The organism is Halobacteriovorax sp. RZ-2 (assembly GCF_043196685.1).
In the GTDB taxonomy this organism is placed as follows: Bacteria; Bdellovibrionota; Bacteriovoracia; order Bacteriovoracales; family Bacteriovoracaceae; genus Halobacteriovorax_A.
In genome coordinates, this window is record NZ_JBEBMR010000003.1 from 86922 (window position 1) to 100188 (window position 13267).

Annotated in this window: 15 protein-coding genes; 5 read left to right on the forward strand and 10 right to left on the reverse strand. The window is 39.3% G+C overall.

Annotated features, from left to right (window positions below; genetic code table 11):
* Positions 1-8: 8 nt before the first annotated feature.
* Positions 9-539 (reverse strand): hypothetical protein, encoded by a 531-nt coding sequence (locus ABMA78_RS12055; protein ID WP_392860352.1) that lies wholly within the window; start codon positions 537-539, stop codon positions 9-11.
* A 108-nt stretch (positions 540-647) separates the two neighbouring features.
* On the opposite strand from ABMA78_RS12055, the gene ABMA78_RS12060 reads away from it, so the two are divergent.
* On the forward strand, positions 648-1352 hold the full coding sequence (locus ABMA78_RS12060; RefSeq protein ID WP_392860353.1) for a 4Fe-4S cluster-binding domain-containing protein: 705 nt from the start codon (positions 648-650) through the stop codon (positions 1350-1352).
* 4 nt (positions 1353-1356) lie between these two features.
* Here the strand turns inward: ABMA78_RS12060 and ABMA78_RS12065 are convergent, their stop codons facing one another.
* The 6 genes from ABMA78_RS12065 to ABMA78_RS12090 all read right to left on the reverse strand — a co-directional run bounded on the left by ABMA78_RS12065 (position 1357) and on the right by ABMA78_RS12090 (position 7013).
* The gene (locus ABMA78_RS12065) at positions 1357-1746 is read right to left on the reverse strand and encodes a hypothetical protein (RefSeq protein ID WP_392860354.1); all 390 of its coding nucleotides are present in this window, start codon (positions 1744-1746) and stop codon (positions 1357-1359) included.
* Positions 1747-1829: 83 nt separating this feature from the next.
* Positions 1830-2924: a SprT-like domain-containing protein gene (locus ABMA78_RS12070; protein ID WP_392860356.1), complete on the reverse strand. Its 1095-nt coding sequence runs from the start codon at positions 2922-2924 to the stop codon at positions 1830-1832.
* On the reverse strand, positions 2924-3508 hold the full coding sequence (locus ABMA78_RS12075; protein ID WP_392860358.1) for a redoxin domain-containing protein: 585 nt from the start codon (positions 3506-3508) through the stop codon (positions 2924-2926). The genes ABMA78_RS12070 and ABMA78_RS12075 overlap by 1 nt, the downstream gene beginning before the upstream one ends.
* Positions 3509-3609: 101 nt before the next feature.
* Positions 3610-4371 carry a succinate dehydrogenase/fumarate reductase iron-sulfur subunit gene (locus ABMA78_RS12080; RefSeq protein WP_040314528.1) on the reverse strand — a complete coding sequence of 254 codons (762 nt, stop codon included), beginning with the start codon at positions 4369-4371 and terminating at the stop codon, positions 3610-3612.
* Positions 4372-4401: 30 nt separating this feature from the next.
* Positions 4402-6342, reverse strand: coding sequence for a fumarate reductase/succinate dehydrogenase flavoprotein subunit (locus ABMA78_RS12085; protein WP_392860360.1), 1941 nt, complete (start codon positions 6340-6342; stop codon positions 4402-4404).
* Positions 6342-7013: a succinate dehydrogenase cytochrome b subunit gene (locus ABMA78_RS12090; RefSeq protein ID WP_392860362.1), complete on the reverse strand. Its 672-nt coding sequence runs from the start codon at positions 7011-7013 to the stop codon at positions 6342-6344. The genes ABMA78_RS12085 and ABMA78_RS12090 overlap by 1 nt, the downstream gene beginning before the upstream one ends.
* 155 nt (positions 7014-7168) lie before the next feature.
* On the opposite strand from ABMA78_RS12090, the gene ABMA78_RS12095 reads away from it, so the two are divergent.
* From ABMA78_RS12095 to ABMA78_RS12105, 3 genes are all read left to right on the forward strand, one after another.
* Positions 7169-8023: an MBL fold metallo-hydrolase gene (locus ABMA78_RS12095; protein WP_392860363.1), complete on the forward strand. Its 855-nt coding sequence runs from the start codon at positions 7169-7171 to the stop codon at positions 8021-8023.
* Positions 8024-8099: 76 nt separating this feature from the next.
* Positions 8100-9434 (forward strand): magnesium transporter, encoded by a 1335-nt coding sequence (gene mgtE / locus ABMA78_RS12100; RefSeq protein WP_392860365.1) that lies wholly within the window; start codon positions 8100-8102, stop codon positions 9432-9434.
* 77 nt (positions 9435-9511) lie between these two features.
* On the forward strand, positions 9512-9901 hold the full coding sequence (locus tag ABMA78_RS12105) for a hypothetical protein (RefSeq protein WP_392860367.1): 390 nt from the start codon (positions 9512-9514) through the stop codon (positions 9899-9901).
* 40 nt (positions 9902-9941) lie between these two features.
* Here the strand turns inward: ABMA78_RS12105 and ABMA78_RS12110 are convergent, their stop codons facing one another.
* Positions 9942-10781, reverse strand: a complete 840-nt coding sequence (locus ABMA78_RS12110) for a hypothetical protein (protein WP_392860369.1) — start codon at positions 10779-10781, stop codon at positions 9942-9944.
* A gap of 169 nt (positions 10782-10950) precedes the next feature.
* Here ABMA78_RS12110 and ABMA78_RS12115 point away from each other — a divergent pair, with 169 nt between their 5' ends.
* On the forward strand, positions 10951-11409 hold the full coding sequence (locus ABMA78_RS12115; protein ID WP_392860371.1) for a MerC domain-containing protein: 459 nt from the start codon (positions 10951-10953) through the stop codon (positions 11407-11409).
* Here the strand turns inward: ABMA78_RS12115 and ABMA78_RS12120 are convergent.
* Together ABMA78_RS12120 and ABMA78_RS12125 are read right to left on the reverse strand one after the other, a co-directional pair.
* Entirely contained in the window at positions 11406-12467 is a 1062-nt protein-coding gene (locus ABMA78_RS12120; protein WP_392860372.1) for a tRNA-dihydrouridine synthase family protein, read from the reverse strand. The genes ABMA78_RS12115 and ABMA78_RS12120 overlap by 4 nt on opposite strands.
* Positions 12422-13129 (reverse strand): TatD family hydrolase, encoded by a 708-nt coding sequence (locus tag ABMA78_RS12125; protein ID WP_392860374.1) that lies wholly within the window; start codon positions 13127-13129, stop codon positions 12422-12424. The genes ABMA78_RS12120 and ABMA78_RS12125 overlap by 46 nt, the downstream gene beginning before the upstream one ends.
* Positions 13130-13267: the final 138 nt, after the last annotated feature.

Below are 13267 nucleotides of genomic sequence, written 5' to 3' on the forward strand. Positions count from 1 at the left end.
GTAACACACTATTGCCAGCGGTGTTCAAGCAGTTCAATTATTTCCACACAGGCCTTCTTGTGTTGATTAAAGCGTGCAAAGAAGCCTGGTTTTGCCTCTAAGACGGCCTTTTTAAAATAGATCGACTGTGAACCGAGTGACTCAATCAGGCGTAGTGTCCATTCAAAGACTTCTGGGTTCTGGTGACCGACAAGTTTTTCTAGGGCCTCAAGAAAATCAAAAGGCAGCCTTTCGCCTCTTTTATGAAATTCATCGATAATTTGTTTTCTGGCCACTCCAAGGCATAGAGTTAGGACTTCTGGGTCATGGCATAGTGCCAAGCAATCCATGATTTCAGGGTAGATAATATGATCGAGAGTAATTGTATTATCGAGTAAGCATAGAAGAGGAATGAGCGCCTCCCAATTTTCTTCGCGATTTAGCTCCTCAAAGCGGGCCTTAAAGACACTGAAGTCTTCTTTGGTATAAGTGCAATTTGGTCTTTTGCCGGCCTGTAAATCAGCGATGACTGCGCGAAATTGTTCATCTATATCAATCATATTTCTTCCTTTGGGCCATTTTTCATGTAGCAATTACTCGATTTACTTTTAAATATATGACATTTTAAGGCCTTATGCTATATAAATACCCTTTAAGAAGGTTTTTCAATGCAACAGTATCTTATTAACGACATTTACCGCGCTACAGAAGGAGAGGGAGTCTTTGTTGGACGCTCACAGGTCTTCGTGCGTTTTCAAGGTTGTGCTGTTGGTTGTATTAATTGTGACTCAATGGATACTTGGAGTTTTGAAATTGAACCAACATCAATTGAATCGATCTTTGAAAAGGTTTTAGAAGAGTCTTATCAGGGAAAAATTAATTGGATTTCAATTACTGGTGGAGATCCTCTTCATCCTAAGCATGTTCCAAGTGTTGTGGCCCTTTCAAAATTTCTAAAAGAGAAAGGCTTTAAGCTAAATATTGAAGCAGCTGGAACACGTGTTGTTGATGAGGTTTTTGAAAATCTCGACTATATTTCATTTGATCTTAAAACTCCTTCTACTGGAGTTCAAACTCGCTTATCTCTAATTGAAAAGCTTGCCCAAAACTATGTTGGAAAATTTCAGCTTAAAGCAGTTATCGCTGATCGTAAGGACTTTGATTATACTCTAGGTGCTTACAGAAAGCTTGAGGAGAGTTTAGGTTCAATTGAATTTCCTTGGGTTTTAACTCCATGCTTTGAACCAAGTGAAGAATTTCCAATGCAGAGATTCATCGATATTCAAGAGTGGAATCAATTAGAAGGTGGGCCTTTTAGAGTGATTGGTCAGCAGCACAAGTGGATTTACGGCGCAGATAAAAAGAGTGTCTAAATAACTAAGCAGCTCTTCGAGTTTTTGCCAAAGTTTCTCGTTGCTTGGCCTCTAGTAAATCAATACCATATTTCTTAATCGTACCTAAGTCAGTAATCGTGTATGAGTTAGACTCTGCCTTTGTGCGATCCTCTGGAGAGAAGTTGTCACAGATAACGACAAGCTTAGTATCTTCAGGAAGTTTCTTAAGAGCAATCTTGATAATTCCTTGTACTTTTTCAAGTGAGTTTGTGCAGTAGACGACGTATTTCTTGTCATCTTTAGAGACGCTAAAGTGCCAAAGGTTGGACTTATTCTTAGACTCAACAACATGGTACTCATATGATTTAAAAACCATCGTACATTGAGTGATAAATCCTTTAATTATTTTTTTGGAATTTGCTATCTTCGCCATTAGATCTCCGCTTTACCTGTATCATATCGGTAATTCAGGCAAAATATTAAGAGATTTTGCGAAGAAAGATGTCTAACTAGATTTTAGTTACTTAGAAGTTTCGTCCCTGATTTTTGGCCAATACCTTTACCCATTTTAAATTGTTTTCCTGCCTTAGCGCCAAGATTCCATGCATTTGCATCAAAGCTTGTTGCTTGACTTGTTTGTGATGAGACACGAGGGTAGACGCGATTTCTGTGGGCCTCTGCTAGGCCTTTTATATGAATGAGCTCACGGGAGCTGATTTGTTTACTTTGGTGGCCTTTTAACTCATTTAGAAACGACTTGGTAAAGCTCTTATAGTAGGAGTTACGTGCTCGAACACCTTTTAAATTTGATGTCTTCTTTGCCTGCTTCCATAGGCCTTCTATTGCATTAGCTGTATAGTCATAGATAAAGTGAGCGGCCTCAACATTCTCTTTGGCCCCGATAATTTCAAGATAACCACCACCGCGGCCTGAGCTAAAAACTGGTGAGACAGCATATTCCTTTAGAATATCGTAGAGGCAGTCGTGAAGAATATTTCGTCTTTTGAAAGAGGCAACACGTCTGACATAGGTGTCTTCAAATTCCTTCATATCAAAATCTGATCGCGTTAAATGATTAAGCTTAAGCTTATTCAGGTTATGCTTTTGGATGAGGTCGTTGGCCTTCTTTGCTGCAAGCTTGGCCTCAAATTCATTTTCCGACTTGGCAAGTTCAAGAAGCTTTTGAATCTTTGCCGTAATATTATCATTTGTTTTAACGAAGGCCGTAAGGTTGACTTGAGACTTTGAAAAGCTCTCGTCCCAACCAAAGCGTTTAAATATATTTCTAAACTCCACTCCGTGGGCCTGTTCGTGGATGCCACATTCAATATGGACTAGGAAATGGGCCAGCTCATGCTTTAAAACATTTTCTAAGAGCTTGTCGTCGTTAATTGTAAGAAAGCATTTATTGATACCAACCTGATAAATCAGTGGATCGTAGAAGCCTAGGATCTTATCAGAGTCATTGACGACAAATGTAAGTGGGTACATGACGCCTTTATAATGGAGGCGTGAGCGTTTAAAAGATAGCCCAATACTTGCGAAGATATCACATGCCATGAGTCTGATCTTTTTAACAAATAATTGGGTATTTTCGTTATAAATAAACATTAGTACTTAACACTACATCCATACGGTTTCGTTCGTGCTGGACTTACTTTCTTATTCTCTTTTAGTTGTTCTAATGCGTTTTTAACATAGTTTCGAGCGTTTTGAATATCACTTTTGTCGGCCGAAGGGATGCTGTCAATGGCACCCATATATTCGATAATTCCATTTTTGTTGATGATAAAAATCTCAGGAGTCGTCTTGGCATTATAAAGCTTGCCAACTGTTCCGTCCGTATCAATGAGAAAGTGAGCCGCTTGAGATTTTTCAACTTGAAGACGATTCTTCGCAGCTTGTGCGTCCTTGATATATCCCTGTTTACCAACATTAGATGAGTTGATGGAAAGCCAGTGATAACCACTTTCTTTTGCAAGGGCCTGTGTTTGTTGCATATTCATTGAATCATAGTGCTTTCTCACAAAGGGGCAGCCGTCGTTATACCACTCTAGAATGACTTTCTTTCCTTTGAAAGCAGAGAGCTTAATTATTTCGTTATTTTGATTCTTAAGAGTGAATTGCGGCGCTTTGTCACCCGGTGATAATGCGAGTGTAAGTGTTGTCATTAAGAGAGAAATTAATACTTTCATAAATGCTCCTTTCACTTATTCTACGCTGTGAAGTTGGAGCTTACAATAAATAAAGGCCTACATTTGTAGGCCCTTATTTTATCTGAATTTAATTAACTTAATTAAACAGTTGGTGTCGTCTTAGAAGTAACAGCTGCTTTTAGTAGCTCTCTGTTCATACGAGCAATATTTGTGATCTCAATTCCTTTCGGGCATGAAGCTTCACATTCTGCTTCGTTAGTACAGTTACCAAATCCAAGATCATCCATCTTCTTAACCATGTTTTGAACACGTTGAGAAGCTTCAGCTTGTCCTTGTGGAAGAAGTGCCATTTGAGAAACTTTAGCCGATACGAAAAGCATAGCAGAAGCGTTCTTACATGAAGCAACACAAGCTCCACAACCAATACATGCAGCAGCATCCATTGCTAGGTCAGCTTGTTCTTTTGGAACTAGGATTGCGTTAGCATCTTGTGCGTTACCAGTGTTAACTGAAACGAAACCACCAGCTGCGATGATTTCATCAAATGCACTACGATCAACCATAAGGTCTTTTTCTACTGGGAAAGCTCTTGCTCTAAATGGCTCGATTACAATCGTGTCACCATCTGAGAATTTTCTCATGTGAAGCTGACAAGTTGTTGTTTCAGCTTCTGGCCCGTGTGCTTGACCGTTGATCATTAGAGAACACATACCACAGATACCTTCACGACAGTCGTGATCGAAAGCTACTGGCTCAACACCTTGTGGGATAAGTTCTTCGTTTAACTGATCTAGCATTTCAAGAAATGAAGCATCCGGAGAAACGTTTTCTAAAGTATAGTCGGCCATTTGACCTTTATCTTCACGATTCTTTTGACGCCAGATTTTTAGATGAAGTGTCATATTATTATTGTTACTCATATCATATACCTCTTATTTGTAACTTCTTTGTGTTAGTGGAACGTTAGGGAAGTCTAGTTCTTCCACGTTTCTAATTGGCTCACTACCTTCACCCATGTATTCCCATACAGCTGCGTGACAGAAGTCATTGTCATTTCTTAGGGCCTCATTCTCTTCAGTCTGAGACTCTTCTCTGAAGTGACCACCACATGATTCTGGTCTTTCAAGAGCGTCGCGTGCCATTAACTCACCAAGCTCTAGGAAGTCTGCAAGACGGTTAGCTTTTTCAAGCTCGATATTGATCCCATCTGCTGTTCCTGTAACTTTAACGTCTTTCCAGAATACTTCACGAAGTTTCTTAATCTTTTCAATTCCGGCCTTAAGAGTTTTTTCATCTCTTGCCATACCAACATGGTTCCACATGATTTGACCAAGTTCTTTGTGAATTGATTCAACTGATCTTGTCCCATTGATTGAAAGTAGCTTAGAGAATCTATCTTTTGATTCTGTTAGGGCCTTATCAAATTCTGGGTGATCAGTTCCAACTTTATTACCCATAAGTTTTTCAGATGCTAAATAATTAGGAACTGTAAATGGTGCAACAAAGTAACCATCTGCTAGACCTTGCATAAGTGCAGAAGCACCTAGGCGGTTTGCACCGTGGTCAGAGAAGTTAGCTTCACCAAGAGCAAATAGTCCTGGAACAGTTGTTTGAAGGTTATAGTCAACCCATAGTCCACCCATTGTGTAGTGTACAGCAGGGTAAATTCTCATTGGAACTTTATATGGGTTTTCATCAGTAATTCTTTCGTACATATCAAAAAGGTTACCGTAACGCTCTTTAATAGCATCTTCACCATCACGTGCGATTGCTGTAGCGAAGTCTAGGTAAACTGCTTCTTCTCCAGCACGTACTGACTTACCTTGGTCGATTTGTTCTTTTGCGTTTCTAGAAGCAACGTCACGAGGAACAAGGTTACCAAATGAAGGATACTTTCTTTCTAGGTAGTAATCTCTTTCTTCTTCTGGAATATCATTTGGTGCTCTGTGGTCTCCAGCTACTTTTGGAACCCAAACACGTCCGTCATTTCTTAGAGACTCTGACATAAGAGTTAGTTTCGATTGGTTTTCACCGTGTCTTGGAATACAAGTTGGGTGAATTTGAGTGAAACATGGGTTAGCAAACATTGCACCTTTCTTATAGGCCTTCCATGCTGCTGAACCATTTGAAGTCATTGCGTTTGTTGATAGGTAGTAAACGTTTCCGTATCCACCTGTACACATAAGAACTGCATCTGCTGCGTGCTTTTCGAATTCACCAGTGATTACGTTTCTTGTGATAATACCACGTGCGCGACCGTCAACCATAACTAGGTCAACCATCTCACGACGAGTTAGCATTTGAACTTTACCACGACCTACTTCTTTCATTAGAGAAGAGTAAGCACCTAGAAGAAGCTGTTGACCAGTTTGTCCTCTAGCGTAGAAAGTACGTGATACCTGAGCTCCACCAAATGAACGGTTAGAAAGAGTCCCACCGTATTCACGAGCAAAAGGAACACCTTGTGCCGCACATTGGTCGATAATATTATTTGCAACTTCCGCTAGACGGTAAACGTTAGCTTCACGTGCACGGTAATCTCCACCTTTTACAGTGTCATAGAATAGACGCCAGATTGAGTCACCATCATTTGGGTAGTTCTTAGCAGCGTTAACACCACCTTGAGCTGCAATCGAGTGAGCACGTCTTGCAGAGTCTTGAAGGCAGAAACACTTAACATTATAACCTTGCTCACCTAGAGTTGCTGCAGCAGATGCACCAGCAAGTCCTGAACCAACAACGATTACTTCAAACTTACGTCTGTTGGCAGGGTTAACAAGTTTCATATTAAACTTATGTTGAGTCCATACTTTAGTGATATCGTCACCAGCAGGAACTTTTCCATCCATTTTTTTGATATTCATATTAGTCATTACATTCCTCCCTTAACGTGACACCAAATTGCGATTGTTGAGTATCCAACAGTTAAGACAACAGCGTATAGTTTTGAAAGAAACTTGATCGCTGGCATATACTTAGGGTGGTTAAATCCAATTGATTGGAATGCTGACCAGAACCCGTGAGATACGTGAATTCCAATAACAATCATGAAAACTACATACATTCCCACATTAAGAGGAGAAGCAAAGTACTCAATTACAGTCTTGTAAAGGTCACGAACTTCCATTCCATTTAATGTTGTCATATATACAGCACCATACTTAAAGTTAATTAAGTGCATGATGATGAAGAAAAGAATTAGCATACCAGTGTATGGCATAGTTGAAGATGCGAAAGTTGCTCCACGTCCTGTTGGTTGCTTCATGTAGTAATTAACTGGACGAGCTGCTTTATTTTCCATCGTAAGTTTCAGGGCCATAAAGAGGTGAGTTAAAAAGATTACAAGAAGACCAGCTTCTGCAACGTAGATTAGTGGGTTTGAAGTAAGCGTGTAAGCGTACTTGTTAAAAGCGTCTGCTCCAACCATTAGTAAAAAGTTACCAAGCATGTGTGATAGTAGAAAACCACACAGAAGTAGTCCCGTAACTCCCATTACTTGCTTTTTAGCAACGGAGTTAGTCAAATAAAAGCGTAATGCTGACATTGATACATTTCCTTTGTCTAATTTAATAAAAATTTTAAAATGTTATTTGATTGGATTATAATCCTTTAATCACCAAAACTTAAGTGAATTTTTAAGTGAATTTCATTTTGTGATGCGCGGTGCAAATATACCCTCAAGGATTAGGAGAATTTTAAATGTTGATCCACTCTTTTTTTGATAAAGACACAAATACTCTGACTTATATCATTTACTCTTTGGAAACAAGGAAGGCCATTGTTGTTGATCCTGTTTTAAACTTTGACTACGCAAGTGGATCAGTGTCAACAAAAGAAGTTTTACTCATTCATGAGTTCTTAAAAGAGAAGGATCTAGAGCTTTCATATATTTTTGAAACCCATGTTCACGCGGATCATCTTTCTGGTGCGTCGAGCCTAAAGAAATATTACCCTAGTGCTAAGATCGTCATTCATGAAAATATTAAAAAGGTACAAAACGTTTTTAATGGGGCCTTCCGTTCTCAGGTAAAAGAAGACGGCTCTCAATTTGATTTATTAACTCGTGAAGGTGAGGTCTTTAAAGTCGCAGAAGATCTCGAAGTCGAAATTATTGAGACTCCGGGGCATACTCCTGCTTGTATGAGTTTATACATTAACAAGGAAGCAATCTTTGTAGGAGATGCTATTTTTATGCCTGATATGGGAACTGGCCGTTGCGATTTTCCAAAGGGGAGTGCTGACGACCTTTATGAGTCGATTCAAAAAATTTACTCTCTCGATGATAATTGTAGTATATACGTCGGCCATGATTACGGCCCAGGTGGACGTGAGATTATGTTTAAGACAACTGTGGGCAAGCAAAAGCGCAATAATATACAGTGTAAGGCAAGTACTACTAAAGAAGAGTTCTTGGACTTTAGAACATCTCGTGATGCTGTTTTAAGTGCTCCTCGACTTTTAATCCCTAGTATTCAATACAATATGAATGGGGGAGAGTTCATTTTTAATGAAGAAGATGGTGCGCCGTTTTTGAAAGTGCCAGTAAAGATGTGATGTCAAAATCTAACTAGCTAATTTTATTAAAGTTTGTACTTAAAACGTCGATTAGTATTTTGTGGGAGCAAAATAAATGACAAACGAAACTCATCCAGAAATTGAGAACACAATGCAATTTACCAAAATTGGTATTGCCCTAAAAGATTGGCCTTCTCTTTCTGAGTCCGAGCGTCTGTCGACCTTCAATAGTATGTCAGAAGAAGAGGCCCAGGACTTCTTTGACTCCCTTGATTCAAATTACCAAGCTGATCTTTTTGAACAATTTGACCGCGACCTTAAAAGACGTTGGGCAAATGATTTGGCCTATGATGACTTGGCCGATATTTTACAACTTCTGAATTATGAGCAAGTAGAAGAGACTCTTTCTCTCTTAGCTAAACATGCTCGCGTTGAAGTTATGGCCCTTATGGCCTATGCCGAAGACGTTGCCGGTGGTCTTATGAATTCCAATTATATTCGCCTGCGTGCAAATATGATGGTGGAAGAGGCCATTCGCTACATTCGTACTCAAACACTAAGTAACGTTGAAACGATTTACTATACCTACGTTATCGACACAGCTCAAAAGCTAGTAGGGGTGGTATCTCTACGTGAGCTCTTTGGTGCTCGCGACGGCCAAAAGATTTCAGAGCTAATGACAACGGGTGATGACCTTATTGCCATTCCAGATAATATGGATCAGGAAGAAATTGGTCGTGTCTTCAGTCGTTTTGAGCAAGTTGTTCTACCGGTTGTTGATGAAGAATTCCGTATGAAAGGGATCATTACAATTGATGATATTATCAAGGCCGTCGAGGAAGAGACGACAGAAGATATGCAAAAAATCGCGGCCGTTGAATCTCTTGATGCTCCTTATCTTGAAGTTGGCTTCTTTGAGATGACAAGGAAACGTCTTGGTTGGCTTGTTATTCTCTTCATTGGGCAAATGCTTACGGCCACTGCCATGACTCACTTTGAAGCTGCTATTGCACATACAGTTGCACTTGTAACTTTCATTCCTCTTATTATTTCATCAGGTGGAAACTCTGGGGCGCAGGCATCAACGCTTGTTATTCGCGCCCTTGCTCTTGGTGAAGTTAAAAATAGTGACTCTCTTCGTGTCTTTTTAAGAGAGTTAGGTTCTGGCCTATTTATGGGATTTATTCTCGGAATCTTTGGTTTCATGAGAATTTATTTCTGGCCGCATGCAAACGAAGTTTACGGCGTAAACTTTGCAAGTATCTCTCTCATTGTAGGGTGCAGTATTATTTGTATCGTGATGTGGGGAACTCTCGTTGGATCAATGCTTCCTTTTCTACTTAAGAAGCTTCGCTTTGACCCGGCCACTGCCTCAACTCCCTTTGTTGCAACAATTTGCGATGTGACGGGAATCATTATCTATTTCTCTATTGCCCACGCGCTTCTTTAGCTTATTGTAAATACTTCAGGGGAGTATTTATGTCTCATTGGTCATGCTAAATATGGAAAAAATATTTAGGAGAGTTTATGAAATTAGCTTTGGTAATTTTAGTAGGTGCATTTAATTTTTATGCAGTAGCGGGCCTACAAACTTTAAGAATTGTTGATTTAGCAACAGTTTCTTCAACGAGTTGTTATACGGCCGAACAAGAAGAGTCAGGAAGTATTTCTACAGTAAGCGTTTATCTTGGTAAGTATAGCGGTGAAGGTGAGGATAGAACATTTAATTATTATGAAACTTCAGATACTTATTATGCATCATCTGTCGTTTGTAAGAATATCAAGTTATTTAATAAAACATTTGATAGCTCACTTCCTCAGGAAGAGAAGGTTTTTAAGTTATTTGTTGATATGAATGATCACATAAAGGGATTTATGCTCCGAAATAGTGATAAAGTTTTATTTTTTGAAGAGTAGAGTTTTATAAGAAAAGGCCCTCAAACGAGGGCCTTGTTTTTTATTTTGATTTTTTCTTTGTAGCTTTCTTGGCAGTTTTCTTTGCAGTTTTCTTGGCTACTTTTTTGGCTACTTTTTTGGCTACTTTTTTGGCCGTTTTCTTAGCGACCTTCTTCGCGACTTTCTTTGCAGTCTTTTTGGCCGTTTTCTTTGCTACTTTCTTTGCAGTCTTTTTGGCCGTTTTCTTTGCTACTTTCTTTGCAGTCTTCTTGGCCGTTTTCTTTGCTACTTTCTTTGCAGTCTTCTTGGCCGTTTTCTTTGCTACTTTCTTCGCAGTCTTTTTGGCCACTTTCTTTGCTGCTTTCTTCGCAGTCTTTTTGGCCACTTTCTTGGTTGCTTTTTTTACAACTTTCTTAGCTTCTTTTTTGGCCTCTTTTGCTTTCTTTGTTAGGTCGTTTGCAACTTTCTTTGTTGTACGCTTAACTTCCTCAACGGCTTCTTCAACGTCGTCTGAAACCTCTTTAGCGGCTTTTGCCATTCTGTTAATGGCCTTCTTTGTCGACTTTTTAACGCTTTGGTAAGTTTCCACGTGGCCTATGGCCTCAAGTTCTTTTTCGATTAGCTTATCGTATTCTGCAAGAACTTTAATCGGATCTTTACCAAGACGATCGAGTTCTTGTTGTAGCTCTTCTAAGAATTTTTCAACTTTGTGCTTCTGTACATTTACTCTGTCGTAGCGAAAGCGAAAATGAGCATAAAGTTCATCATATTTCTCACTACCTTCATCTTGAATTCTTTCTAACAGGTGTCTACACTTTTTCACAATCTCATCACTTGACGAAGTTAGTGCATGCTTGGCCTGCTTGTTCTTCTTTTTTAAAAAATCATCTAAACCACTCATTTTTTCCCCCTGTAGCAAGATTTTCTTGATACACGTAAATAATATTACGTTACAAGTGTATCGTATTAGAAAGTATTTTCAACACTTTAATGATGGTAATTTTTTAATAATTACTTGCTTTGAGTCACAGAATTCTCTATATATACATATATCAATCAATTGGACGCTTATGGACAACAAAATGGAAGAAGTTAAAACATCTAAATACGACGAATCAGCGGATCGTGCAGGCCTGCTAGTTTCTGTCTTATGTTGCCTACATTGCATGGCAATTCCATTATTGATTATCTTTGTTCCGTCACTGGCCACATATTTTGAAAATCCACTGATTCACAGTCTTGCGATCTTCATTGTTGTACCAGTAGGTCTCTATGCTTTTATCAAGAACCTAAAAGTTCACAATGATAAGAGACCACTCTTTATTGGTATCCTAGGAATGGCCGCTATTTTAGTTGGGCACTTTAATCAATACTTCTTAGCTGATCATGCTGGTCATATGCATATGCACATGCACTCTCATTCAATTGGAACAGTTGAAGTTGTGGCATCTATCGTCGGTGGCCTAGCACTAATTGCAGCGCACTTACTTAATATTAAGTTATGTCGTTGTAACCACTGCGAACACTAGTAACGTAGATTCGTTCTTTTCGAAATTTTCAATGAAGAATTATCCATATAAAGATCTATGGCATCACTGTATGCTTGCGCACTTTCTAATCCAAAAAGTTTCTTGGTAAAGCTATGGCCAAAATTAAGCCATACATGCCCAACTTTTAAAAAGAAGCGAATGCGCTTAAGGGCGGCCTTTGGTTCATAGTATTTAAAGCAAGCATTTATATAGGCCTTCACAAATTCACCATAGTAGCGAGCATGAAGGTGAGGGTCTTCGCTTAGAAATTGATTTTGGAACTCATCAAGTTCATAACCTTGATCAGATGCAAATTGCGTAATTAGCCATGGCTTTGCAGTAAGAGAGCGTCCTAGCATAACGGCCTGGCAGCCTGTTTCATTTAGCATTTGAGCAATGTCGCCGTGATCTTGAATATCGCCATTACCAATGATTGGAAGATCGATACTTTCTTGTAGGAATTTTATCTGCTCCCAGTCTGCAACTCCCTTTCTTTTTTGGGCCGCTAGCCTTGGGTGTAAAATTAGCCAGTCCGCGCCGGCTTCTTTAAGGGCACTACAGAAGTCTAAAAGAAAGCTCTTATCATTTTGATGGCCGGCCCTAAGTTTCACCGAGACAGGAACCGTAGCATGTTTCTTAACCATCTCCACAACACTTGCTGCATACTTTGTATCACCCATTAAAGAAACACCGTAATTATGCTTTAGGGCCTTCTTCACTGGGCAGCCCATATTGATATCAATGGCACTTGCTCCCCAGGCCTCTAGTTTCGGGATGGCCTTTTCAATATATCTTTCTTCATTACAAAGTATTTGTGGGTAGAGCCCATAGTCAGATTCACTTTTGAATGTTTCAGGAGTCTCTCCAAGGACTTGATCAGGTAGTCTTCTTGAATTTAACATTTCTGTGGCCCATAAGGTTTTTACATCTTTTGGAAAGTAGGGCCTTAGGGCATCTCTAAGAGCAACATGCGAGAGGCCTACCATGGGAGCTAAAAGCGCTCTAAATTCAATTAAATCGTTAAATCTTTGCCAAGAAGGCGCCTGAGGTTGTGCCAAATTTCTTCCTTTAGATCTGATAGGTCGAGCTCTTGTCTTTTCGCAAACTCACAATAGATGTCGGAAACTTTTAGATCACGACGATCATCAGTTTCAAAGAAGATATACTCTAAGTCCACTTTATTATTCAAGATGGTGCTACTTATTTTTGCATTAGACGACTCGTAGAAGCGGGGACCGAGGCAGGTGTAAATTGTGCGCTCATGACAGTCAGTCATATCCTTCATCGTTCCATTAAAGTCATGAAGTATCCAAGGAGTATGGCCAGGATAGGCCTTGTGAAGGCGAAATATTTCAGACAGACATCTTACATTATGAATTATGAGAGGCTTATTTAATTCGTTGGCCAATTTAATGTGCCAGCTAAAGACTTTTTCTTGTATTTCTAAATTGGTCTCGATAGCGCGATCAAGGCCGGCCTCCCCGACCATAAGGCATAAGTTCATCTTGCACAGTTCTTTAACTTCCTCAAAGCTAGTAACGGCGTCAGTAAGCCTCCATGGGTGAACTCCAGCACTAAAGAATTGGCCTTCTTTAGGTAAGTCATTGATTTGCGGTGAGTATGAATAAATGCAAAAATCCTCAATAGGAGCTGTTTTGTTTGGCCCTGAATGGCCGTGAAGGTCGATAAATTTTGCACTTTCGCTTTCTTTGCTTGTCATATGGCATATATTTTAATACATTACGGTTCTAATTAAAAATTTGAAAAAAGATATTGCTTATCTTTTTAAAATCAATTATTTATTTAGGAATTATTTAATATATTTATTATAAGCGTTACAAATTGATGTAGGAGTACT

What these genes read in the sequence shown, in the direction of transcription:
- ABMA78_RS12070 (WP_392860356.1), bottom strand. Translation starts at nt 2,924, where the DNA reads ATGTTTATTTATAACGAAAATACCCAATTATTTGTTAAAAAGATCAGA.
- ABMA78_RS12065 (WP_392860354.1), bottom strand. Translation starts at nt 1,746, where the DNA reads ATGGCGAAGATAGCAAATTCCAAAAAAATAATTAAAGGATTTATCACT.
- mgtE (WP_392860365.1), top strand. Translation starts at nt 8,100, where the DNA reads ATGACAAACGAAACTCATCCAGAAATTGAGAACACAATGCAATTTACC.
- ABMA78_RS12115 (WP_392860371.1), top strand. Translation starts at nt 10,951, where the DNA reads ATGGACAACAAAATGGAAGAAGTTAAAACATCTAAATACGACGAATCA.
- ABMA78_RS12055 (WP_392860352.1), bottom strand. Translation starts at nt 539, where the DNA reads ATGATTGATATAGATGAACAATTTCGCGCAGTCATCGCTGATTTACAG.
- ABMA78_RS12095 (WP_392860363.1), top strand. Translation starts at nt 7,169, where the DNA reads ATGTTGATCCACTCTTTTTTTGATAAAGACACAAATACTCTGACTTAT.
- ABMA78_RS12125 (WP_392860374.1), bottom strand. Translation starts at nt 13,129, where the DNA reads ATGACAAGCAAAGAAAGCGAAAGTGCAAAATTTATCGACCTTCACGGC.
- ABMA78_RS12075 (WP_392860358.1), bottom strand. Translation starts at nt 3,508, where the DNA reads ATGAAAGTATTAATTTCTCTCTTAATGACAACACTTACACTCGCATTA.
- ABMA78_RS12085 (WP_392860360.1), bottom strand. Translation starts at nt 6,342, where the DNA reads ATGACTAATATGAATATCAAAAAAATGGATGGAAAAGTTCCTGCTGGT.
- ABMA78_RS12090 (WP_392860362.1), bottom strand. Translation starts at nt 7,013, where the DNA reads ATGTCAGCATTACGCTTTTATTTGACTAACTCCGTTGCTAAAAAGCAA.
- ABMA78_RS12110 (WP_392860369.1), bottom strand. Translation starts at nt 10,781, where the DNA reads ATGAGTGGTTTAGATGATTTTTTAAAAAAGAAGAACAAGCAGGCCAAG.
- ABMA78_RS12060 (WP_392860353.1), top strand. Translation starts at nt 648, where the DNA reads ATGCAACAGTATCTTATTAACGACATTTACCGCGCTACAGAAGGAGAG.
- ABMA78_RS12080 (WP_040314528.1), bottom strand. Translation starts at nt 4,371, where the DNA reads ATGACACTTCATCTAAAAATCTGGCGTCAAAAGAATCGTGAAGATAAA.
- ABMA78_RS12105 (WP_392860367.1), top strand. Translation starts at nt 9,512, where the DNA reads ATGAAATTAGCTTTGGTAATTTTAGTAGGTGCATTTAATTTTTATGCA.